Annotated in this window: 23 protein-coding genes; 2 read left to right on the forward strand and 21 right to left on the reverse strand. The window is 49.9% G+C overall.

From position 1 onward, the window contains the following. Nucleotides 1-1,398: a TolC family protein gene (locus tag B5F83_RS07645; protein ID WP_087279142.1), complete on the reverse strand. Its 1,398-nt coding sequence runs from the start codon at nucleotides 1,396-1,398 to the stop codon at nucleotides 1-3. A 197-nt stretch (nucleotides 1,399-1,595) separates the two neighbouring features. On the opposite strand from B5F83_RS07645, the gene B5F83_RS07650 reads away from it, so the two are divergent. After that, nucleotides 1,596-1,838: a hypothetical protein gene (locus tag B5F83_RS07650; protein WP_143822499.1), complete on the forward strand. Its 243-nt coding sequence runs from the start codon at nucleotides 1,596-1,598 to the stop codon at nucleotides 1,836-1,838. 25 nt (nucleotides 1,839-1,863) lie between these two features. On the opposite strand, the gene B5F83_RS07655 is transcribed toward B5F83_RS07650, so the two are convergent. The 8 genes from B5F83_RS07655 to B5F83_RS07690 all read right to left on the reverse strand — a co-directional run bounded on the left by B5F83_RS07655 (nucleotide 1,864) and on the right by B5F83_RS07690 (nucleotide 9,105). Next, nucleotides 1,864-2,724 carry a hypothetical protein gene (locus tag B5F83_RS07655; protein WP_087279135.1) on the reverse strand — a complete coding sequence of 287 codons (861 nt, stop codon included), beginning with the start codon at nucleotides 2,722-2,724 and terminating at the stop codon, nucleotides 1,864-1,866. A gap of 114 nt (nucleotides 2,725-2,838) precedes the next feature. Then, entirely contained in the window at nucleotides 2,839-4,167 is a 1,329-nt protein-coding gene (locus B5F83_RS07660) for an ATP-binding protein (RefSeq protein ID WP_087279132.1), read from the reverse strand. A gap of 5 nt (nucleotides 4,168-4,172) precedes the next feature. Then, nucleotides 4,173-5,540, reverse strand: a complete 1,368-nt coding sequence (locus B5F83_RS07665; protein WP_087279128.1) for a sigma-54 dependent transcriptional regulator — start codon at nucleotides 5,538-5,540, stop codon at nucleotides 4,173-4,175. Next, nucleotides 5,540-6,331: a DUF2807 domain-containing protein gene (locus tag B5F83_RS07670; protein WP_143822500.1), complete on the reverse strand. Its 792-nt coding sequence runs from the start codon at nucleotides 6,329-6,331 to the stop codon at nucleotides 5,540-5,542. The genes B5F83_RS07665 and B5F83_RS07670 overlap by 1 nt, the downstream gene beginning before the upstream one ends. 68 nt (nucleotides 6,332-6,399) lie before the next feature. Next, entirely contained in the window at nucleotides 6,400-6,999 is a 600-nt protein-coding gene (locus B5F83_RS07675) for a hypothetical protein (RefSeq protein WP_087325293.1), read from the reverse strand. A 1-nt stretch (nucleotide 7,000) separates the two neighbouring features. Continuing rightward, on the reverse strand, nucleotides 7,001-7,393 hold the full coding sequence (locus B5F83_RS07680) for a GntR family transcriptional regulator (protein WP_087279119.1): 393 nt from the start codon (nucleotides 7,391-7,393) through the stop codon (nucleotides 7,001-7,003). 12 nt (nucleotides 7,394-7,405) lie between these two features. Continuing rightward, nucleotides 7,406-8,263: a hypothetical protein gene (locus B5F83_RS07685; RefSeq protein ID WP_143822501.1), complete on the reverse strand. Its 858-nt coding sequence runs from the start codon at nucleotides 8,261-8,263 to the stop codon at nucleotides 7,406-7,408. Between the two features lie 5 nt (nucleotides 8,264-8,268). After that, nucleotides 8,269-9,105, reverse strand: a complete 837-nt coding sequence (locus B5F83_RS07690) for an ABC transporter ATP-binding protein (RefSeq protein WP_087279113.1) — start codon at nucleotides 9,103-9,105, stop codon at nucleotides 8,269-8,271. A 441-nt stretch (nucleotides 9,106-9,546) separates the two neighbouring features. Between B5F83_RS07690 and B5F83_RS07695 the strand changes: the two genes are divergently transcribed. Beyond that, nucleotides 9,547-10,398: a hypothetical protein gene (locus B5F83_RS07695; RefSeq protein WP_087325295.1), complete on the forward strand. Its 852-nt coding sequence runs from the start codon at nucleotides 9,547-9,549 to the stop codon at nucleotides 10,396-10,398. Between the two features lie 290 nt (nucleotides 10,399-10,688). Here B5F83_RS07695 and B5F83_RS07700 read toward each other — a convergent pair whose 3' ends face one another. The 12 genes from B5F83_RS07700 to B5F83_RS07755 are packed head-to-tail and all read right to left on the reverse strand — an operon-like array spanning nucleotide 10,689 to nucleotide 20,597. Beyond that, the gene (locus B5F83_RS07700; protein WP_087279107.1) at nucleotides 10,689-11,291 is read right to left on the reverse strand and encodes an RnfABCDGE type electron transport complex subunit A; all 603 of its coding nucleotides are present in this window, start codon (nucleotides 11,289-11,291) and stop codon (nucleotides 10,689-10,691) included. A gap of 11 nt (nucleotides 11,292-11,302) precedes the next feature. Beyond that, nucleotides 11,303-11,893, reverse strand: a complete 591-nt coding sequence (locus B5F83_RS07705) for an electron transport complex subunit E (RefSeq protein WP_087279103.1) — start codon at nucleotides 11,891-11,893, stop codon at nucleotides 11,303-11,305. Nucleotides 11,894-11,895: 2 nt separating this feature from the next. Continuing rightward, nucleotides 11,896-12,441, reverse strand: coding sequence for an RnfABCDGE type electron transport complex subunit G (locus B5F83_RS07710; protein ID WP_158094188.1), 546 nt, complete (start codon nucleotides 12,439-12,441; stop codon nucleotides 11,896-11,898). Between the two features lie 31 nt (nucleotides 12,442-12,472). Beyond that, nucleotides 12,473-13,468, reverse strand: coding sequence for an RnfABCDGE type electron transport complex subunit D (locus tag B5F83_RS07715; protein ID WP_087279096.1), 996 nt, complete (start codon nucleotides 13,466-13,468; stop codon nucleotides 12,473-12,475). Between the two features lie 22 nt (nucleotides 13,469-13,490). Then, the gene (gene rsxC / locus B5F83_RS07720) at nucleotides 13,491-14,834 is read right to left on the reverse strand and encodes an electron transport complex subunit RsxC (RefSeq protein ID WP_204207359.1); all 1,344 of its coding nucleotides are present in this window, start codon (nucleotides 14,832-14,834) and stop codon (nucleotides 13,491-13,493) included. Nucleotides 14,835-14,840: 6 nt separating this feature from the next. After that, nucleotides 14,841-15,749, reverse strand: a complete 909-nt coding sequence (locus B5F83_RS07725; protein WP_087279093.1) for an RnfABCDGE type electron transport complex subunit B — start codon at nucleotides 15,747-15,749, stop codon at nucleotides 14,841-14,843. Between the two features lie 45 nt (nucleotides 15,750-15,794). Beyond that, complete coding sequence (locus tag B5F83_RS07730; RefSeq protein ID WP_087279090.1) at nucleotides 15,795-16,217, reverse strand: SoxR reducing system RseC family protein; 423 nt, start codon at nucleotides 16,215-16,217, stop codon at nucleotides 15,795-15,797. A 5-nt stretch (nucleotides 16,218-16,222) separates the two neighbouring features. Continuing rightward, nucleotides 16,223-17,197, reverse strand: a complete 975-nt coding sequence (locus tag B5F83_RS07735; RefSeq protein ID WP_087279087.1) for a DUF3108 domain-containing protein — start codon at nucleotides 17,195-17,197, stop codon at nucleotides 16,223-16,225. Next, nucleotides 17,148-18,653 carry a replicative DNA helicase gene (gene dnaB, locus B5F83_RS07740; RefSeq protein WP_087279085.1) on the reverse strand — a complete coding sequence of 502 codons (1,506 nt, stop codon included), beginning with the start codon at nucleotides 18,651-18,653 and terminating at the stop codon, nucleotides 17,148-17,150. The genes B5F83_RS07735 and dnaB overlap by 50 nt, the downstream gene beginning before the upstream one ends. 15 nt (nucleotides 18,654-18,668) lie before the next feature. Next, nucleotides 18,669-19,490: a C4-type zinc ribbon domain-containing protein gene (locus tag B5F83_RS07745; protein WP_239383844.1), complete on the reverse strand. Its 822-nt coding sequence runs from the start codon at nucleotides 19,488-19,490 to the stop codon at nucleotides 18,669-18,671. A gap of 4 nt (nucleotides 19,491-19,494) precedes the next feature. Then, on the reverse strand, nucleotides 19,495-20,277 hold the full coding sequence (locus B5F83_RS07750; RefSeq protein ID WP_087279082.1) for a Nif3-like dinuclear metal center hexameric protein: 783 nt from the start codon (nucleotides 20,275-20,277) through the stop codon (nucleotides 19,495-19,497). Continuing rightward, on the reverse strand, nucleotides 20,274-20,597 hold the full coding sequence (locus tag B5F83_RS07755) for a MerR family transcriptional regulator (RefSeq protein ID WP_087279079.1): 324 nt from the start codon (nucleotides 20,595-20,597) through the stop codon (nucleotides 20,274-20,276). Before B5F83_RS07755 ends, B5F83_RS07750 begins: the two co-directional genes overlap by 4 nt. Between the last annotated feature and the right edge of the window lie 6 nt (nucleotides 20,598-20,603).

Consider the following 20,603-nt stretch of genomic DNA (forward strand, 5'->3'; position numbering starts at 1 on the left):
TTATTCCTGATTCAACTGGTCGGCATAAGGGATGCCGCTGTAATATTTCACCACCATGCTTTTTATGTTGTATTGGTAAAGCGCATTCAGAAGCGTGGCCTGAGCTTCAAGAAGCAGATTGGTGTTTGTTTGCAGCTCTATGGCGGAAATCATCCCGTTGGCAAAACGTTTTTCGCTCTGACGGTGTGAAATCTCCCGCGCGTCCAGACGTTTCTGCGCCGACAGCCATTCTTCCGCGGCACCTTCCATGTCCGCAATCGCCCTCGTCACCTCGGATTCGATTTCGAGCATCTTTGACTCGTACTCCCACTTGGCCTTGCGGTAGGCATTGCGCTTGCGCCCTATCTCGGACTGCTGGTAAAGTCCGTTGAACACCGGAATCGAGATGGAAAGCCCTACATACTGTCCCTGAAGGTTTTTCATCTGTGTCCAGAACGGGGAGTTGGCCGAGCCGGCCCCTGCCAAGGCGTTATAACCGGTAGAATACCCGCCGCTAAGGCTTATGGACGGAAGCAACGACCATTTTGCCGAATTGAACGATGCCTTGGCCGTCCTGATATTGTACTCGGCTATCCTCGCCGCCGGAAGCCTGTCCTTTGCCGTCGAAACTATGCTTTCCTTGTCGGCGATGAGTTTCAGAGAGGCATCGTCTTCCGTTTCCGTATCGATTGCCAAAGGCTCGGAATACGGGTACTGCATCGATTCGCGGAGGGTTATATAACTGCTTTCAAGGGCATTGCGCTGTCTGATAAGATTGAAGGAATATTCGGCCACCTCGGCTTCAATGTCCGACTTGTCAGCAAGGCTTTTGCGGCCGAGTTCGTATTCCCTCGTCACGAGTTCCAGATTGGCCTGCGAGGCTTCGAGCTGCGACCGGGTAAGGGCAAGCATCTTCTCGTTGTAAAGCACATTGTAGTATGCCTGGATTACCGCCAGGGCTATCTCGTCCTTGAGTTGCTGCGTTTCCTCGTAACCGAGGGCCCGCGCGGTCTTGGCTATCTTGTAGTTGTTCACTGTCTTGAATCCGTTGAAGACATACATGCCGCCGCTTACGCCATACGAATTGCTGAAACTCGTGGTAGTAGTATAGATGTTTGTTTCAGGGTCGATGTTTCGTCCGAAACTTGCCTGCCCTCCTATGGAAGCGGAAATCGACGGCAGAAAACTAAGGTATGCATCCCTTTCGTCGAGCCGCCTGTCATCGTTGGCAAGCTGCTGTATCATCATCTTATAGGAATGCTCCATCGCATAATCCACGCATTCCTTCAAATCCATCTTCACCGTCATTTCCGGCTGGCCGGCACAAGATACGGAATCGGCGCCCTTCCCTGCTACGGAAAAGGCACCGCCCAATATCATTATCAACAGTATGAAAAAAGTTTTCTTAACAGTATCCATAATATTCAAATCTCCGGCCAAAAAAGAAACACAGTACGTGCCAAACTATATAATGCTCTGATTCTGTGAGAAATGAATGGGGGGGGCAGATTTTATGTAAAAAAATTTGACAGTAGTGTAAAGAAAATTGACGGTTCGGGAGGCCGTTATTCCAAAATTTATTGCGAATATTGCAATCCGATTCAAAAATGACGAAAATGCACGCAACAATAATAAAGGCACAGGATTTATTCGATGCCGGCACAGCAAAGCGCGCCGGGCAGATGTGGGGGGAAGCCATCAACCTGTACATGGACTGCATCCACACCCTTGACGGCTTCATCTCCGAGATTGAAGAAGAACAGGACGAAGCATTCAGGCTTAGGGAGAAAGCCTCTGCGGCCATCGAGTTCATCGATGACATCAGGAGCTTCGTAAACACCGACCTGATGAATCCGTAACAACCACCGCGCACATGAACCCTTGTCAGAGGCACTTCTGAGGGCGATGTGTGTGCTCGGTGGTACCGACAACACGTAACAACTGCTTCACGTTAGAAATATTATAACGATATTTCAACTCATTTATCACATTTTCCCTCCGACCGGCAGGCAACTCCATGAAATCCTTGACACCTTCTTTGGCCAAAATAGCCGACAGACCTTCTGCTATGATATGGTCAGGCAATACTGGCTTGGGAACAAGTGTTTCACCACCTTCCACCACATTTTCAACCCTACGCATAAGATAATGGTAATAACTGCCCTCATTGCAGTAAAGCCGTTCCACATCGATTTTTGAGATATAATTAGCTGGAATAATTATCCCATCCTTATCAAACAAATATCCTGGAGGCAACTTTTGCCTTGTCTTGAATAATTCCCTATACTGTCTTGTCCCCAATTCACCGACATTGCGTAAATCGCACGGAAGACTGCTAAAATAGCACCCTGAAGAACTCCATGGATATTTCATCGGATGTGGGACAATTCCTGCCATGAAAGGATTGCGCAGACAATAGGCAATCGTTACTTTAAGATGATAATAATCACCGATTTCCTTAAAACCGGATTTGGCATAATGCAATGGCTTGGCTTTCTTATACTTGTTAGCCAGATGGATTGAAACCAATTTTTTAAAACATATTGCAAAATCCTCCACATCACCAAGAATCCCCTTCAAGACGAAATGCACATGATTGTCCATCAGACAGAACGCCATAATTGAAACCGACCGACATGCCTGAGCGGAAAAGGCGATGGCGTTCATCCCCCTCATAAAATCTTCGGCATCCCTGAAAATCAACGATTGATACCGCCCGTCAGTAAAAAAATGATAATAACCCATAAATTTCCTCCTCGACCGTCCCTGCACTGCAAAGGTATTGAAAAAATCGATACCACCGCGCACATGAACCCTTGTCAGAGGCACTTCTAAGGGCGATGTGTGTGCTCGGTGGTCCTACCCGAACACCAAGGCAAATACCGTCGACGAGGCATTCGACCTGACGAGCCTGATGGAGCCGTTGTGGCGGAGCATTATCTGGCGGGCAAGGCTGAGACCGATGCCCGTTCCTTTCTTCTTGGTGGTAAAGAACGGGACGAATATCTGCTCGACACTTTCAGGGGGTATGGGTTTGCCGTTGTCGGCTATCTCGATGATGACATTTTCGGATTTGTCCATACGGCAACGGATATCAATCTTCTTGTCAGCAGGCGGCTCCTCCATGTCGAAAGACTGTACGGCATTGCGTAGCAGATTGACAATCACCTGTGAAATCATATTCTCATCGGCATGGATCAATATGTCCCTGTCCTCACTGACGAATGAACATTTCACTCCGGCGGCCGAAATTTCCGGGGAGACGAGGGTAATATCCCTCTCAATCAATTCCGTGACATTGCAGATTTTCTTTACGGGCTCCGGAATCCTCGTAACCTTGCGGTAGGCCTCGACAAAGGACATGAGGCCCTTCGATGTCGCATTGATTGTACGCAGGCCGTCCGATATCTCCTTGTCATGGTTTCCGGGCTCGGAAGACAGGGCGTAAAGGGTCTCGCTAATCGACGAAATCGGACTGAGATTGTTCATTATTTCATGGGTGAGCACCCTGATAAGCCTGTCCCAGGATTCTGTTTCGCGCACCTCCATCTCCCGCTCTATATCATTGAAGGTAAATATGCGCAGCCTTTCCTGCCGCCCGGAATGAGTTCCGGTCACCGTCGTCTCGCTTTCCATGACACGGAGCACGACTTCGCGGCTCTCGTTGAAAAACGAAATTCTCGCACTGTCATCCCTGCCTATCGACAGGAATTCGCCGCACAGGCCGGGCCTGATATTGTCCAGCTGCCTGAGGTTCATCACTTCCTTGCCGAAAAGCGAAGTAGCTTCCGGATTTGAAAACACGACCGTCCCGTACTCGTCGACGGCAATCACTCCTGATGTGACATTGTCGAGCATCTTCCCGTAAAACATCTCCTTTTCGCGGATACTTGCCTTTTCGCTGTCGAGCTTGTGCTTTATCCTGTTGAGAAGCCTGATGAAAAGTTTGTCCCTGCCGCTCCCGGTTTCCTGCAACCTTACCATGAAATCGTTGGCCTCGAAAGCGTCCAGCATAAAGATAAGCTTGCGCAGATTGCGGAAATACTCGGCATAACAGACGGCCGAAATGACGGCGAGAAATACGACCGCGACACCGCCGAGGGTATAATGGCCGTTGCAGAACAGCAGGACCGATATGGCGGAAAAAGCTATTACAAGGATTATCAACAGGACGGTACGCAGCCTCATCGCACTTACAGATTATAGCGTTTCATTTTGTTGTAAAGTGTCTGGCGCGTGATTCCGAGGGACTTCGCAACCAATGACATATTGCCCTCATACTCTTTCAGGGCATGGGTTATCATTTTGATTTCCATATCCTCCAGAGTCCCCGCAGTAAAATCCTCCCCCTCTTTCACGCCGGTGTTGCGCGGAGCATATTTTTCCGAAAGCTGGAGGTCGTCCGGTGAAATACAGTTGCCGGAAGTGAGTATCACCGCTTTTTCTATGCAGTTCTGCAACTCCCTGATATTGCCGCTCCAATCATGCCGGACAAGGGCTTCGCGGGATTCGGTGCTCAAAAAGAGGCCGTCCCTGGAATATTTTTCCGAAAAGATTTTCACGAACATTTCGGAAAGCGGGAGAATCTCGTCACGCCTCTCCCTTAACGGAGGGAGGTGGAGGTGTATGGTATTGATACGGTAATACAGGTCTTCGCGGAACCGTCCTCCGGCCACAAGCGCGGGGATGTCGCTGTTGGTAGCGCAAATCAGCCTTATGTCTATCGGGATTGGCTTGTTGCTGCCGACCCTCACGACTGCCCTCTCCTGCAATGCCCTGAGCAGCTTTGCCTGAAGATGCAGCGGGATATTTCCTATCTCGTCAAGAAACAGGGTTCCTCCGCCGGCTTCCTCGAATTTGCCGGTCCTGTCGGAGCGTGCATCGGTAAAGGCCCCCTTTACATGCCCGAACAGCTCGCTTTCAAAAAGGGTTTCGGGGATGGCCCCCATATCGACGGACACCATAGGCCTGTCCCTCCGGCCCGAAAGCCTGTGTATCTCCTTGGCCAGCATATCCTTCCCAGTACCGTTCTCCCCGGTAATCAGCACGGAGGCATCCGTCGCCGCTATGCGTGAAACCTGTTCCTTCAGCAGCCGCATTTTTTCGGAATCCCCCCAATACATTGCCTCGTTTTTCCCTGCGTGCGAAGACTGCCGCTTCTCAGTTTTCCCGGAAGACAGCATACATGCCGCCTGCAAGGTTGCCGTCAGCTTTTCATTGTCCCAGGGCTTGACAATGAAATCAAAGGCCCCGCGCTTCATCCCTTCGATTGCAAGGTCGATGTCGGCGTACGCGGTAAAAAGCACGACTTCGGTTTTAGGATAATGTTTCTTTATCTCCGAAAGCCAGAAAAGCCCTTCGTTCCCGTTATTGACTTCGGAAGTAAAATTCATGTCGAGCAGGACCACGTTGAACGCATCCTCTCCCAAAGAGGACATAATCCCTTTGGGAGAGCCGATGCATTTTACCTTGGAAAAATATTGCGGCAACAACAGCCTGAGGGCGCTTATTATACCCTCATTGTCATCAACGACAAGTATGGAACCGGATGATTTTTTCATTATTTCTTTGAAATGCTTGATGCTCCGGATACGGACTGTTTGGCTATCACTCCCGGCCCGTAGATATCGATTTTCGAAGCCCCGGAACAGTCGAGGACGATTTCCTTGCCGCACCATACGGATATCTTGGAAGCGCCGCTGCACTCTACGTCGCAATAATCCGCCTTCAACGACTGAGCATCCGTCTTGCTCGCCCCGGAAACCTTGATACCGAGCTCTTTGCAACTGCCTTCAAGCACGGCACCGGATGCTCCGGAAGTCCTTATATACAGTTTGTCCGCCATCAGGGCCAGTTCAATGCCGCTTGCCCCGGAAACTTCTATTTCAAGGTCCTCCAGCCTCAGCGTATCCTCCGACGATACCTTTGTCGCACCGGTCATGTCGATACTGCTGAATTTTTCTGCCGAAGAAAGCCTCAGAACCGGATTGGCGATTCCCGAGCCCAATCTTACATTGCGGATGTATTCGACATTGAGACAGCCGTCATCGTCGACTTCACTGCCTATGCAGTCGAAAAGGTTCACCGGTGCAGTCAGCTCGGCCGTCCCCTCGGCCACTTGCGGAGAGAAAACTATTTCGAAAGCATGGGAAACATCCATGGACTCGAAATCCCCTATTTCCAAAACCTTCGTAGCGGAAGAATCCGAAGCCCTGACATACGTACTGTCGGCAGGTTCGACCGTGACGAGCCTGTCCCCGTTCAGACTGAAAGACATGTTAAAGCATGAAGTCAGCGAAAAAAACAGCGGGGACAATACCAGCAAAATGATTGTTATCCTGTTACGTATCATAATAAAATAATATTTCAAAATCCTTTTAATACACTGTCTGCAAAATTAATGAAAATACCGTAAAGTAACTAAAAACGGATGCCGAAGACAAAACCGCTCATGAATTCGAACATGCCGCTTTTGCCATATTCGATCACTACTCCCATGAGTTTGCTCTGGAAGCCGAAATAACACCGGTTTATTTCATATTTCAACATAAGTCCGGCTTCCGCTGCCAACCGGTAAGACCTTTGGGGTGTACCGAAGCCGCCCGTGGCGAATCCGACACCCAGCCTCGGTTCCATGCTGAAACTGGAATTCTTGAATCTCTGTATGTCATAACCCAATGCCACCATTCCTGTATGCATCTCTGGATATCCCGAGATGGTTTCCTTGTTCGTAAAACCCCATTCGAGGTAAATCACCGAAAATGATTTCGGAATCCTGTAGCCTATGGAAACATTTTCGAAGACTCCGTTCCCGGTATGGCTGCCCATCGAATAGAACATGCCGGCTTCCACGTAAATATTCCCCCAATCCTTTCCGTCCTTGAACTCGTTCTCAATTTCAGAATAGGTCAGAATCCTTTTGTCCTCGGGAGCGGCACACCCGACCGTATCCTGTCCCATGGCGGTTTTTCCGCCGAAGGCGAGCATGAGCAATGTAAAAAATGTAATTATCCGTTTCATATCAATTACTTTTAACAAGTTCTTCTTCCTGTACTTCATCGAATCCTTTTTCAACGGCTTCTATCGCATTTTCTCGGGTAAAGCCGAGAAGGAACATTTTCTTAATCAACTGCGGGAGGTCATTGTCGATAAGTTTTTTCTTCTGATTCTCGAGTATCAGCGAGATGCTTCCCGAAGATACGAAATAACCTATTCCGCGCTTGTTGTAGATAATGTTTTTCTGTTGCAGATAATCGTAGCTGCGCATCATCGTATTCGGGTTTACCTGATACTCGGCGCCCATCTCCCTGACAGAGGGGATACGGCAGTCCGGGCCCCATTTTCCCGACAGTATGTTTTCACAGATACGGTCGGCTATCTGAAGATATATCGGCATATTGTCATCGAATTGCATGGTAAAACCTCCTTACGATTTGACGGTCCTGAGTCTGTAATATATGGCTATGCTCAGTGCGATGAAGGCCACGATGCTGAAAATCAGACCGTATTGCAAAAGCTTATCTGCCGTATCAAATATCTGCATCGGAATATATTCGGCCTGCTCTGCCGATTGGGTTTCGATTCCCTCCATAAGAAACAGGACCTTCTTCCCGAAAAAAATAGTCTGCAAATTCCCGAGCACGAGGCTCAAACCAAGATAAACGGCTATGGTTTTCAACACTTTGTAAGACTTGAACAGAATTGCGCAGAGAAGAACGAATGCCGCAACCATGAAATAGCCGGCTATCCAGCTCCACAATGCATGATTGAGCACAGACGCCATTCCGGGCACGAATACTTCGCCGTAAAATTTATCGATGCTGTGAGCCATATCCGCCGGATTCATGTATCCGGTAAAACCTCCGAGCCCCGTAAGGGCAATCAGGGTATCGCCAGCCCATCCGGCAAGGAAAATTACTATCGGAGTGAAAATATAATATATGATGGTAATGCTCAGGAATTTTTCCAATGTCGAGGCCGGCAGCATCAATTGCGTGATATTGTTACGCCTGTCGGTCAGATGTCCGAAACTCGATGTTGCCATGAAAAGCATAAGTATGATATGCGTTATGCAAAGTATGACAAACCTCGCCACAGGATATACGGGAATCTCCTCCCCGAAACGGTACATGAATATCAGATCATACAGCTGCATGACCAGCGCAACCGCCAAAAGCACTATCGCCGGAGTGAGGAGCATCGAAAGCCCCGCCCTGTTTGCCGTCCCTATGATATCGTGCCGGAGTGTACGGCCGAATCTTTTAAAACTGAATATGTCGTTCATGGCTGTCATTGTTTTTCAAAAAATGATTGTATTGTTTCCTTGTTTCTGTAAACCGCGTTGAAGAGCGCCTCGATGTTGACCTTGCTGTCCGCCCCGGTCACATTCGGGAGCACCTGGATCATGCCGGCGGCATTGGCCTCACGGTAAAGGGCCGTTTCGTCCACCGTTCCGCTGTAGTCAAAATACAGCCTGTCGGTAATCTGCTGTATGGTAGCGTTCAGCAGCACCCTCTCCTTGTCGAGGATGATTATCGGATCTATCACGTTCTCGACGTCCTTTACCTGATGCGTTGAAATGATGATTATCCTGTTTTCCGTGCTGAGACGGACAATCAGGGAACGGAACGTGGCCTTGGACGGTATGTCGAGACCGTTGGTAGGCTCGTCCATAAGAAGATACTTGGTCCCGAGCGACAGTGCAAAGGCAAGGTGGGCCTTTTTCTGCTGCCCGAAAGACATTTTACGGAAAGACATCCGCGGGTCTATTTCCAATTCCTTTGCAAAGTCCAGGAAAACGTCCATGCTGAAATTTGGATAAAACCTTCCATTTTCCTTAACGAAAGTCATTACCGTCCCTTTCGGAACAGGTATTTCATCCGGCACGTAAAAAATATTTTCAAGGAAAGACGGCTTCCTGCTTTCCGGTTTCATACCGTCTACCTTGATTGTACCGTTGGAGTGGCGGCTTTGCTGCAAAGAGCAAATCAGCTTCAACAGGGTGGTCTTTCCCACCCCGTTTTCACCGAGCAGTCCGTAAATCGAACCTTCCTTGAAGTTTACGGACAGGTTCCGGAACACGGGCCTTTGCCCGTAACCGAAAGTAAGATTGCTGATTTCGATCATATCGTAGTAGTATTATTGTTTTGGTGTATTAGAAAACTAATACACTGCAAATGTAATGGGATTTTTTTAATCTGCAAAAATTTTTTTCAGGATTTTTTCACTTTTTGCCGTTTCGGGCACGACTTTTTGCTGCTTCGAGCCAAACCTATGCAGCTTCGAGCCAAACCTATGCAGCTTCGAGCACACCCCGACTTAACCCTTATTCATGTAACATATTGACAATCAATAAAATAGCCATTAGGTATAAAAAATCGCTGTGGATTTCAAGGGGTTCGGAACACCTCAGAATCCACAGTGAAAAATTTTTCATCTTAGTACTAACGTGCTGTATATCAGCACGCAACCACACTCTTTAATTAAGTCGGGGCGTGCTTCAGAGCGAGTAAAAATTGACCGGCTTGAAGGATTTTGCTACATTTGCTCCAAACAAGAGGGGACGATATGGAGAGTGAGGAATATTTTCATGTATGTACTGACGGATTGTCCCGCAGTATGATTTTCAGGACAGACGAGGATTTTATCAACGGAATGAACGATGTGGCCGTATGCGCATTGCTACGTCCGGTAAAGCTGTACTGCTTCTGCCTGATGAGCAACCATGTACATTTTGTCATGAAGGGGCATTACGAAACATGCAATGGCTTCATCCGCCTGCTTAAAAGGAAGATAAGCTCAAGGATTACCGCCTTCAGCGGGGACACAGCAATTATCAGGATAGATTCGCAAGACTATATGAAAAAGGTAATCGCATACGTGTTGAGAAACCCGATGGCCGCCCAGGCAAATCTCACGCCATGGAATTACAGGTGGAGTTCCATCGGGTCGTACTTTTCCCAGACAAAGGAGTATGCTTACGGCTGCATACAGGCATCCGGAATGTCCGTCAGGCAAAAGCGTGCCCTCTTTGGGACGAGGGTGGCACTTCCGGATGAATATGAACTGTCTACCGACGGGATGATATATCCGCACAATTATATAGAGTATGAATTTGTTGAACGACTCTACCGCACTCCGGAAGAATTCATCTACCATCTGTCGGTAAACAATGACCGGATACTGGAAATGGAGACAGGAATTCTCAGGCATGGGCGATACAATGACCAGGAACTGTACAATTCTGCCATGGAGATTTGCCGAAAAAAATTCGACAAGCCCGGCATCGATTATCTTGCCATAGAAGAAAAACTACATCTCGCGGAGATGTTGCGGAAACACTATGGTGCAGGCACGAAGCAGATTTCACGGGTAACTGGCATCGACCCGACACTACTTGCCGGACACCGCATACAATAACGGCTTACGCCAATGCACTTTTTGCCGCTTTGGGCACGCCCCGACTTAACCTCCACCTATACAATACATTAATAATCAACAAGATAAACATTAGACGTAAAAAATCACTGTGGATTTCAAGGGGTTCGGAACCCCTCAGAATCCACAGTGAGAAATTTTTATTACAACACTAACATGCTGTATATCAATACATAACTACGCTTCTTAATTAAGTCGGGGCGTGCTTCAAGCCCCAAATCACGGCATCACTACCAGCAGGAGCCAGAAGGCACTGAGCCAACCAGGAGGCATTAAACCAGCCCGGCGAAGCCCATGAAGGCCATCGCAAGGATACCCGCGGTCAAAAGCGCTACAGGAATGCCCTTGAACGACTTCGGAACGGACGCAAGTTCGAGCTGCTCCCTGATTCCCGAGAAAATTATCATGGCGACACCGTATCCCAAAGCGCTTGCGAAAGCGTAGAATACGGATTCCCCGAGATTGAGCATGGCAGGTTCGCCTCCTCCGAAAGCGAATTCCTTTGTCACTACGACCAAAGCGATACCAAGCACCGTACAGTTCGTGGTAATCAACGGCAGGAAAATTCCAAGGGCAGAGTACAGCGAAGGGGAAATCTTCTTCAGTATGATTTCGACCATCTGCACAAGGGCGGCAATGACGAGTATGAAACTTATCGTCTGCAAGAACTCCAGGCCAAGTGGAACCAGCACGTATATCTGCAACAGGTAAGTGACAAGGGTCGCAAGAGTCATGACGAAACATACCGCGCCAGACATTCCCACAGCCGTGGAAACCTTATTGGATACGCCAAGGAAAGGACAGACCCCGAGGAACTGTGCAAGCAGGATATTGTTTACAAAAACCGCGGAAATTATTATTATCAGAAATTCCATAACCAGTTCTCCTACAATTTAATCTTGGCCGTAAGCCTTCTAAAAACGACTATAAGGTAACCGAGCACGATGAACGCTCCCGGAGCAAGTATGAAAGCAAGCATGCCGTCGCCCGAAATGAATTTCATTCCGAAAACGGAACCGCTTCCGAGTATTTCCCTGACGAGCCCGAGGATGGTAAGGGCGAAAGTGAAACCGAGTCCGATGCCTATGCCGTCGCAGGCCGAATCAATCACCCCGTGTTTGTTTGCGTATGCCTCCGCCCTGCCGAGCACTATGCAGTTCACCACGATAAGAGGGATGAACAGTCCGAGGGTCTCGTACAGCGAAGGCAGGAAAGCCTGCATCAGAAGCTGGACAATCGTCACGAAAGTGGCAATCACCACTATATAACAAGGTATCCTGACTTTGTCGGGAATGAACCGCGCTATTGCCGAAATGGCCATATTGGAAAGAATCAGCACGCACATCGTGGCGAGCCCCATGCCCATTCCGTTTATTGCCGAAGTCGTGGTACCGAGAGTAGGGCACATTCCGAGCAGAAGCACGAAAGTAGGGTTCTCCTTTATAAGCCCGTTGAGTATTACCTTCATTTTTCCCATGACTACATCTCCTTTATCTTGTTAAACACCTTCCAGGCCGTTTCCACGGCAGCCGTGTAGGCCCTCGAAGTTATCGTCGAAGCAGTGATTGCATCGATATCGCCTCCGTCCTTCTTTACCTTAAGCACTACGGAGGAAGGGTCCAGCCCGCGGAATTGCTCTACGAAGGCATTGCCCTCTTCCGAAATCTTGGCTCCGAGCCCGGGGGTTTCAGCATGCGAAACCGGGACGGTATTGAAAATCATCCCATCGGCCGTAATGCCTACCATGATTACTACGGAACCGCTGAAACCGGTTGCCGAAGTATTGATGGCATAACCTACTGTCTCGCCGGAAAGCGAAGCCGGATATACCGTATAGTTCTTGCCGTCGAGTTCCACTTCGAACATTTCCTGCGAAGGGACATTGTCGAATTCCGGCACTACGCGGGCGATGGCCTCGTTCTGCTTATTCACATCGGCCTGGGCTATGGCATCCTTCGTAATGGCGTATGCACCTCCGAGCAGCGCCGAGCACACCAGGCAAATGACAGTCAAGCTGACAAACATATTTTTAACTGTGGATTCCAAAGCCATTTTGCTACCTCCCGAATTTTCTTGGTTTTACATATTTGTTCAACAAAGGAACTACCGAATTCATTATGAGTATCGCGAATGAAATTCCTTCCGGATATGAACCGAAATATCTGATAATTACAGTGATGAGACCTATTCCCACGCCATAAATAACCATTGCGGTCTTGCCCATCGGGGACGTCGCATAATCCGTTGCCATGAAAAACGAGCCCAGGAGCACACCGCCGGTAAGGATATTGAAAACAGGGTCGGTATAATACTGAGGGTCTATCAGCCAGAAAATCCCGCTGAAAATGAAAATCGTACAGATGATGGCGAGCGGTATGTGCGGCTTTACGACCTTGCGCGCGAGCAGGTATATGAAGCCTATGATGAGGGCCACGGCCGATACCTCGCCTACGGAACCACCTATCCTCGCAAACAGCATCTCGGAATAAGTAAAACCGTTTGCGGCGAAAATCTCGTCCATTGTCATCCCGCCAGCAAGCCCTTCCTTGACTATGGCCAAAGGAGTGGCCCCTGAAACCGCATCCACTCCTGCCCCGGAAGCGCGGAGCCAGAAATCCGGAAGGGACCAGTCGGTCATCAGCGTAGGGAAGGATATCAGAAGGAAAACGCGGCCCGCTATGGCCGGATTGAAAATATTCTGACCGAGGCCTCCGAAAGACATCTTGACGACACCTATCGAAAATACCGCGCCAACGGCTATGAGCCACCATGGGGAGTTCGGCGGAAGGTTCAACGCCAACAGCACGCCGGTCACGGCAGCCGACAAATCAGAAACCGTACTTTTGCGTTTCATCAGAAACTTCGTGATAAGCCACTCGGTCAAAACGCAGGCAAGCACTCCCACAAGTGCAAGCATTATTACAGACATTCCGAAAAACCACACGGAAACCAGGAATGCGGGAGCCATCGCTATGAGCACGTCCCTCATAATCTTCCGTGTCGAGTCCGCCGAATGTATGTGCGGTGATGGTGAAACTATTAACTTTTTCATTTAAATACTTTTTCTTAACGGTTTATTTGGCCGCGGCCGCACGGCTCTTCATTATGCCGAGCACTTCGCGTTTATATACTCTTATGGTATCCAGAAGCGGGATATGGGCAGGACAGCTGTAAAGGCAGCATCCGCATTCGATGCAGTCGTAAACCGCATTCTGCTCCAGCTCGTCCAGCTTCCTTGCACGGGCGAGCCTGTTGAGAAGATAAGGCTCCAGACCCATCGGACAGGCATCAACGCATTTGCCGCAACGTATGCAGTTGCCTTCCTCCTTCCTCATTGTCTGCTCTGCCGTCAGACAAAGCAGGGAAGAAGTGCTCTTTACCGTCGTAGCTTCGATATTTGAAACGGCCCACCCCATCATAGGGCCTCCGCTTATGATTTTTACCGCATTCTCGGGAATCCCGCCGGACTGCTCAAGGATGAAAGACAACGGGGTTCCGACCCTCACGCGGAGGTTCCTCTGTCTCGGGCAGCATTCTCCGGTAACAGTCAGCACATTGTCTATCAACGGCTTGTTTTTCTGCACGGCCTCATATACGGCAAGGGAAGTACCCACATTCTGCACTACGGCTCCGGCATCTATCGGAAGCGCCATGGAAGGCACCTGACGGCCCGTAACCGCATTGATGAGCTGCTTCTCCCCGCCCTGCGGATAACGCTTTTTCAATGCCATGACCTCGATTCCCTCATGGGAACGGACGATTTTTCCGAGATTTTCAATTGCCTCCGGCTTGTTTTCTTCAATGCCTATCACTACGCGCGGGACACCGAGAACAAGCTTCATTATCTCAGCACCTATAACTATCTCCTCCCCGCGTTCGAGCATTATCCTGTAATCCGAAGTAAGGTACGGTTCGCATTCGGCCCCGTTGAGAATCAGTATGTCGGCTTTCTTTCCCGGAGGAGGGGAAAGCTTGACATGGGTCGGGAACGTAGCGCCTCCGAGTCCCACGACACCGCATTTCCTGATGCGTTCAAGTATCTGTTCCCTGTCAAGGGTTATCTCCCTAACGATATCGCCGGTCCTGTCGATGTCCTCCATCCATTCGTCCCCCTCGACTTCTATATCGACATGTACCACCATGTTTCCGAGCAGGTTGGCTTTCGGAGCCACCGCCTTTACGGTACCGGAAACGGGAGAATGCACATACGCCGAAATGAAACCGGACGGTTCACCTATGACCTGCCCTACCTTCACCTTGTCACCGACAGCTACTGCCGGAGTGGCCGGAGCACCGAGATGCTGCGCCATGGAAACGCTGAAAAGCGGTGCGAGAGGCAAGTCTTCAATCGCGCAATCCCGGGCTATCTTATGGTCATCGGGATGGACACCGCCTATTGAAAATGTTCTCTTTCTCATATCGAATCAATTTAAGGATTGGGCCGGCCTGTCTTCGTTTGCCGGAACCGCAACCGCGGACGGTTGGCCGGCTTCAGGAGCGACAGGCGGTTTTACAGGAAAATTAACCGCATGTATGGCACCAGTCGGACATTCCGCAACGCATTTGCGGCACAGTTTGCACTTGTTGAAATCTATGTAAGCCAGATTGTTCTCTACGGTAATGGCACCGAAAGGACAGGCTTTTGCGCATTTTCCGCAACCGATGCAGGCAACCTTGCAGGCCTTCTTCGCCACTCCGCCCTTGTCCTGGTTGGCGCAGGCGACATAAACCCTGCGGCCCTCCTTAGGACCTTTGAGACGAAGCTCAAGTATGTGCTTGGGACATTCGCGGACACAGGCGCCGCAGGCGGTACACAATTCCTGGTCCACCTCCGGAAGACCTGTTTCGGGATTCATTCTGATGGCCCCGAACTGGCAGACCCTTTCGCAATCGCCGCCGCCGAGACAGCCGAAACGGCATGCCGTCTCCCCGGCATAAAGGGTGCTGATAACCTTGCACGAAACATAACCGTCATAAGAAGTGGTCTTTTCGCGGTTGCCGCAACTGCCGTTGCATCTGAGCACGGCAACCATCGGAGCCTGTTCGCCGGCCTCGAAACCAAGTACTCCGGCCACGGCCTTCATTACCTTGTTCCCGCCTACAGGACAGAAATGACCGTCCAGGCTCGAAGCCCCTACGCAGGCCTGCGCAAACGCATGGCAGCCGGCATGCCCGCAACCTCCGCAGTTCGCTCCCGGAAGAAGCGCCTCTACCTCATCCACGCGAGGGTCTTCCTCAACCTTGAACTTGGAAGCCACGAGATACAGGACCAAAGCCAAAACGGCTCCTAATACAGTCAAGACTGCTACAGTCCAAATGATTATTGTAAGCATAATAAAAATACAAATATTTCCTGTCAACCAATATGTCCGGCCCCGTCAGGAGGCTTTGCGCAAGCTGAAACAGAACTGTCGGGCCAACTTGCCCCTCAACAAGTATATTACGAGATAATACAACCCCACCCCCGCTATGGAAATGGCCCCTACATACAGTTCCTTCATCCCCGCCGAGGACAAAGATAATATTAATATCATTAAAATCGCCAACGGAATCACATACGAAATCCAGACAGCCTTCAGCCCCATCGAACTTTTAAGCTCGACAAAAACCTTTTCCCCTGGCTCGAAAAGCCCGAAAGGAGGGACAGGCACGGTTATCAGCCTGACCGATTCGTCAGAAACCCCGCAGGCGCCTTTCGCATGGCAGCCCGCACAGGCGGTCTTGCATACCATTTCGACTGTCACGCTGTCCTTATGCACCTCGCGCACGATTCCGTCATGAATTATTTTCCCTTTACCCATAACAATCAGTCTATCTTGGAGTCCAACGGATGTTTCAGCCCGGAAAAACCGGTTATCCTTCCCGACACCGAACCTACCTTTATAGGACTTTCGAAATATACCGGAACCTTGTTCTTGTCATCGGTGACCCAGATATACATGTCCGTATCCCCGTTGAACACCTCGCCGGCCACCATCCTTGCGGCGAATTTGATGGTCCGGAATTTTCCCACGCCCCTTATTCTTATCGTTTCCCGACCCAAAATTATAAAATAAAGATTATAAATGCCATCATCTATCGCGAACGATATCGGATATTTTACATTTTCTTCATAATTTGAAAAATCCAGGTTCCTCGCGAAATAAAACAGCGATACAAGATCGAAGGTGCATTCGGTCCCCGGAAGTACCATGGAAGTATCCCCGAGCCTCGTCGTATAGACGTCCGCCTCTATTTGCTCCCCGGGGCGTATCCATCTATAATTGTTCCGCGCCTCGTATCCGCCCTCGTAAGTATCCCTCGATGAAGCGAGGGGCCTCATGTCGCTTTGCCGGAACCAGGACTCGAAACGCTCGCGCACCTTGAAAAACATGTCGAAAAATCTGGAAGTGCGTCCTTCGGCAATACAATGGTACAAAGGGACACCGCTTCCTCCCTCGGCTTCTGCCACCGTAGCGGAAGCCTTGCCGACTTCAGAATCCAAAATGCCCCATACATACCTGACAGAAAATTCAAGCCTTTCCCCTTCGTCGAAGGCACAGTCCTCAGGGGGTATCTCCCTTACGGGAAGGCACTCCCGGGGAGGTTCCTGCAAAAGCTCCTCCAATGATTTCTGCCGTTCTTGCGGCAAAACATCCTGTGCATGTATGGAAAACATGGGGAAAAACAGGCAACACGAACATGCGAGCGCAAAAAGGAACGCCCTGCATGCATCCTGACGGGATCCGGCATCAGAAACCTGCTCCGGCAGGCATATCATCGTATGACTGTCTGTCCTCATTCATTCTGGAATTTGTACGGGAAACCGTGTAACTGCTTCCGCCGAGAAGGGCGCTTTGCGAAATATCGTCCACGAAACGGAGCTCCGAAGACCTGAAACGCATCGGGATGTCGCAGGTCTCTCCGTTACGGTGCTTTGCTATGATAATGTCTGTACGTCCTTCATCATTAGGGTCTTCAGGTGTGATTCCATAGTCGTAACGGTGGACGAACATAACGATATCGGCATCCTGCTCTATGGAACCGGATTCGCGCAAGTCGCTCAGCTGCGGACGGCTGTTGGCGCCAGGACGGGTAACCACACTGCGGTTCAGCTGGGAGAGTGCAATTATAGGGATATTCAGCTCCTTTGCCGTGGCCTTAAGGGACCTCGAAATCGCAGCCACCTCCTGTTCCCTCATCCCTCGCAATTCGGCAGGGCCGTTCATAAGTTGCAGATAATCTATGATTATAAGCCTGACCCCATGCTTCTGCACCAGTCTCCGCGCCTTGGTCCTGAATTCCCCTATAGGCAGTGAAGACGTATCGTCGATATACAGCGGAGCCTTGGCAAGCCCCTTTATCCTTTCATTCAGCTGCACCCATTCATAATCCTCCAACGGGGAGCCTCCCTTGATTTTATCGGCGGAAAGCCCCGTTTCAGAAATCATCAGCCTCTTGACAAGCTGTATGGAAGGCATTTCCAACGAGAAAAACGCTACCGGGATATTGTAATCTACAGTCATGTTCCTCGCGATGTTGAGCACGAATGCCGTCTTACCCATCGAAGGGCGGGCCGCCACTATGATGAGGTCGGAAGGCTGCCAGCCGAGGGTCTTCCGGTCGAGCCCCTCCATTCCTGACGGAAGCCCGCTGAGGCCGTCGCCCCTTTCCTGGCTCTTTTCTATGTCCTCTATCGCATCGTTGATGATGGACTGTATGGTCCTCGTGTCCCTCTTGATATTGCTTTCGACTATGGAAAATATGGATTGCTGGGCGCCGTCGAGCAAATCGTCCACGTTCACGCTGTCGTCGAAGGCGTCCTTCAGAATCTTGTACGAACTCGTTATCAGGGACCTCTGGATATATTTCTGCCTCAGGATACGGCAATGCTGCTCTATATGGGCCGCCGCCCCTATCTTCAGACTGAGCTGTGTAAGGAAATAGACACCTCCGGCAGACTCAAGGGTGCCGGATTTCTGCATCTGCTGGGATACGGTATAGATATCTATCGGGGAATGCTCCGCCGCAAGGGAACTGATGGCCTCGAACACCTTTCTGTCGGACTCCTTGTAAAAACATTCGGAATCCAAATCGTCCAGCACTCCGGAAACCACTTCAGGCTCGACAAGCAAGGCGCCCAGCACAGCCTCCTCGACATCTATCGCCTGCGGAGGCTTTACCCCCATCTCAAGGCTTATGCCGTCCAGATTGACCGTGCCGCGCTTGTTGTTGTCGTTTTTACGCCTGACAGCCATTTTCCCTGATTGCAACTATTCTATTTCCTCATCGAAGCTCGGGCTCACTATGATACGTCCGCAATATTCGCAGACAATCAGCTTTTTGTTGGAATTGATATCCAACTGTCTTTGAGGAGGTATCTTGTTGAAGCAACCGCCGCATGCATCCCTTTGGATGGTAACAACGGCCAGGTGGTTGCGCGCATTGGAACGCACCTTGTCGTATGCCGAAAGTGTCCTCTTGTCTATCTTGGCAGCCAGCGCCTCGCGTTTCTCGCGGAGAACGGCTTCCTCCTTAGTCGTCTCCTCGACTATGCTTTCAAGCTCGGCCTTTTTGCATTTCAGGTCCTCCTGCCTGCCGGCAAGAAGTTTTTTCGTCTCTTCTATTTCGTTCTTCACGCCTGTTATCTGGGCGGTAAGCATGGAAATCTTCTTTTCCTGCGCCTGACGTTCGAGATCCTGGTATTCTATCTGCTTGTTAAGCGATTCGTACTCACGGTTATTGGTAAAATTGTCGAGCTGGCCTTTGTATTTTTCCATAAGGGCCTGGGCCTCGACGATGAGGTGCTTGTGCTCGGATATCTCCTGCTTGGCAGCATCGACTTCGGCATTGAAACGTGAAATCCTCGTCTTCAGGCCTTCTATCTCGCTTTCCAGCTGCTCGACTTCAAGAGGCAGCTCCCCGCGCAGAAGTATTATACGGTCTATTTTGGAATCCGTCTTCTGAAGTGCATAAAGGGTACGGAGCTTTTCCTCCATGCTTATGTCCGAATCGGCCATGTTCGCCTGCACCGAAACGAAAGTCTCCCTGTCGCTTATCGGGGGAATTATTTTTTTTGTCTTCTTAACAACCATAACGTTATAGATAATATACAGGATTATGTTTTGTTTTCGCAATATGGATTGCAAAGGTAGGAAAATTTTTCTTTAATACGGAAAATAATATCTCCGTTATGGCTTCTTCGCCTTCATAATGCCCTATGTCCGCAACCATGAAACCTTCGGGCGTATAAAAATCGTGATAGGACAGATCGCCGGTGACATATATCTGCGCACCCGAAGCCATGGCCGCACCTATCAGGGAAGAGCCCGAGCCGCCGCAAAGCGCGATGCGCGAAACCGGCGACGGGAGTTTTTTCGAACAGCGCAATACCTTGCATCCGAAGGCAGTTTTCAGAAGCGGAATGAGCGAATCGACAGGAAGAGGTTCCGGCAAATTCCCGACAACCCCGAGGCCCGAAACTCCGTCCCCTTCGAGGAAAGTCATGTTTTCCAGGCCGATCGCCCTCCCCATGGCCCCGCTTACTCCCGCCATCACCTTGTCGGCGCTCGTATGAGCCGCATATACGGCAACGTCGTTTTTTATAGCGGCCACCAAAGCATCCGAAACGGGATCCCCGGAAACCACTTTCCTTATACCTTTAAATATTAGCGGGTGATGGGTTATCACAAGATTGGCTCCCATTGAAACGGCTTCCCTTATCAGTTCTTCCGTACAGTCGAAACCTATCAGGACTCCCTTTATTTCCATTTCCGGATTCCCGTAAAGCAGCCCCGAATTGTCCCAGTCCTCCTGATAGGAAAGCGGGGCGAAACCATTCAGCGCATCCAGTATCAAAGACAGTTCCATTGCATCGTTCATAAAGATTTGTATACTTCGACAAGCTGTTCCCTTATGCTTGCCAGCTTTTCCTTGACCATGACATCCGAGCCGAGCCCGCCGCCCTGCTTGTCAGCAAGAAGCCTTTTATAGGCCCCGTCGAGAGTCATTCCCTTGGTTTTGACGAGATAATGTATCTTCTTGAACATCACGAAGTCATCTTCGGTAAACACACGGTCTCCCTTGCCGTCCCTCGAAGGTTTCAGCAGTTTGGGGAACTTGTTCGCCCAGAACCTGACAAGCGAAGGGCTTTCCCCCAACCCGTCGGCTATGTCCCCGACCTTATAAAACAATCTTCCCATAATACA

The organism is Muribaculum sp. An289 (assembly GCF_002159555.1).
Taxonomy (GTDB): Bacteria; Bacteroidota; Bacteroidia; order Bacteroidales; family UBA932; genus Merdivivens; species Merdivivens faecigallinarum.

Excerpts from the sequence above, each read along its gene's own strand:
- B5F83_RS07685 (WP_143822501.1), bottom strand. The coding sequence starts at position 8,263 with ATGAACGACATATTCAGTTTTAAAAGATTCGGCCGTACACTCCGGCAC.
- B5F83_RS07655 (WP_087279135.1), bottom strand. The coding sequence starts at position 2,724 with ATGGGTTATTATCATTTTTTTACTGACGGGCGGTATCAATCGTTGATT.
- dnaB (WP_087279085.1), bottom strand. The coding sequence starts at position 18,653 with ATGGCTGTCAGGCGTAAAAACGACAACAACAAGCGCGGCACGGTCAAT.
- B5F83_RS07750 (WP_087279082.1), bottom strand. The coding sequence starts at position 20,277 with ATGAACGATGCAATGGAACTGTCTTTGATACTGGATGCGCTGAATGGT.
- B5F83_RS07675 (WP_087325293.1), bottom strand. The coding sequence starts at position 6,999 with ATGAAACGGATAATTACATTTTTTACATTGCTCATGCTCGCCTTCGGC.
- B5F83_RS07710 (WP_158094188.1), bottom strand. The coding sequence starts at position 12,441 with ATGTTTGTCAGCTTGACTGTCATTTGCCTGGTGTGCTCGGCGCTGCTC.
- B5F83_RS07690 (WP_087279113.1), bottom strand. The coding sequence starts at position 9,105 with ATGATCGAAATCAGCAATCTTACTTTCGGTTACGGGCAAAGGCCCGTG.
- B5F83_RS07735 (WP_087279087.1), bottom strand. The coding sequence starts at position 17,197 with ATGAGGACAGACAGTCATACGATGATATGCCTGCCGGAGCAGGTTTCT.
- B5F83_RS07755 (WP_087279079.1), bottom strand. The coding sequence starts at position 20,597 with ATGGGAAGATTGTTTTATAAGGTCGGGGACATAGCCGACGGGTTGGGG.
- B5F83_RS07745 (WP_239383844.1), bottom strand. The coding sequence starts at position 19,490 with ATGGTTGTTAAGAAGACAAAAAAAATAATTCCCCCGATAAGCGACAGG.
- B5F83_RS07700 (WP_087279107.1), bottom strand. The coding sequence starts at position 11,291 with ATGGAATTTCTGATAATAATAATTTCCGCGGTTTTTGTAAACAATATC.
- rsxC (WP_204207359.1), bottom strand. The coding sequence starts at position 14,834 with ATGAGAAAGAGAACATTTTCAATAGGCGGTGTCCATCCCGATGACCAT.
- B5F83_RS07705 (WP_087279103.1), bottom strand. The coding sequence starts at position 11,893 with ATGGGAAAAATGAAGGTAATACTCAACGGGCTTATAAAGGAGAACCCT.
- B5F83_RS07695 (WP_087325295.1), top strand. The coding sequence starts at position 9,547 with ATGGAGAGTGAGGAATATTTTCATGTATGTACTGACGGATTGTCCCGC.
- B5F83_RS07680 (WP_087279119.1), bottom strand. The coding sequence starts at position 7,393 with ATGCAATTCGATGACAATATGCCGATATATCTTCAGATAGCCGACCGT.
- B5F83_RS07670 (WP_143822500.1), bottom strand. The coding sequence starts at position 6,331 with ATGATACGTAACAGGATAACAATCATTTTGCTGGTATTGTCCCCGCTG.
- B5F83_RS07645 (WP_087279142.1), bottom strand. The coding sequence starts at position 1,398 with ATGGATACTGTTAAGAAAACTTTTTTCATACTGTTGATAATGATATTG.
- B5F83_RS07660 (WP_087279132.1), bottom strand. The coding sequence starts at position 4,167 with ATGAGGCTGCGTACCGTCCTGTTGATAATCCTTGTAATAGCTTTTTCC.
- B5F83_RS07665 (WP_087279128.1), bottom strand. The coding sequence starts at position 5,540 with ATGAAAAAATCATCCGGTTCCATACTTGTCGTTGATGACAATGAGGGT.
- B5F83_RS07650 (WP_143822499.1), top strand. The coding sequence starts at position 1,596 with ATGCACGCAACAATAATAAAGGCACAGGATTTATTCGATGCCGGCACA.
- B5F83_RS07730 (WP_087279090.1), bottom strand. The coding sequence starts at position 16,217 with ATGGGTAAAGGGAAAATAATTCATGACGGAATCGTGCGCGAGGTGCAT.
- B5F83_RS07715 (WP_087279096.1), bottom strand. The coding sequence starts at position 13,468 with ATGAAAAAGTTAATAGTTTCACCATCACCGCACATACATTCGGCGGAC.
- B5F83_RS07725 (WP_087279093.1), bottom strand. The coding sequence starts at position 15,749 with ATGCTTACAATAATCATTTGGACTGTAGCAGTCTTGACTGTATTAGGA.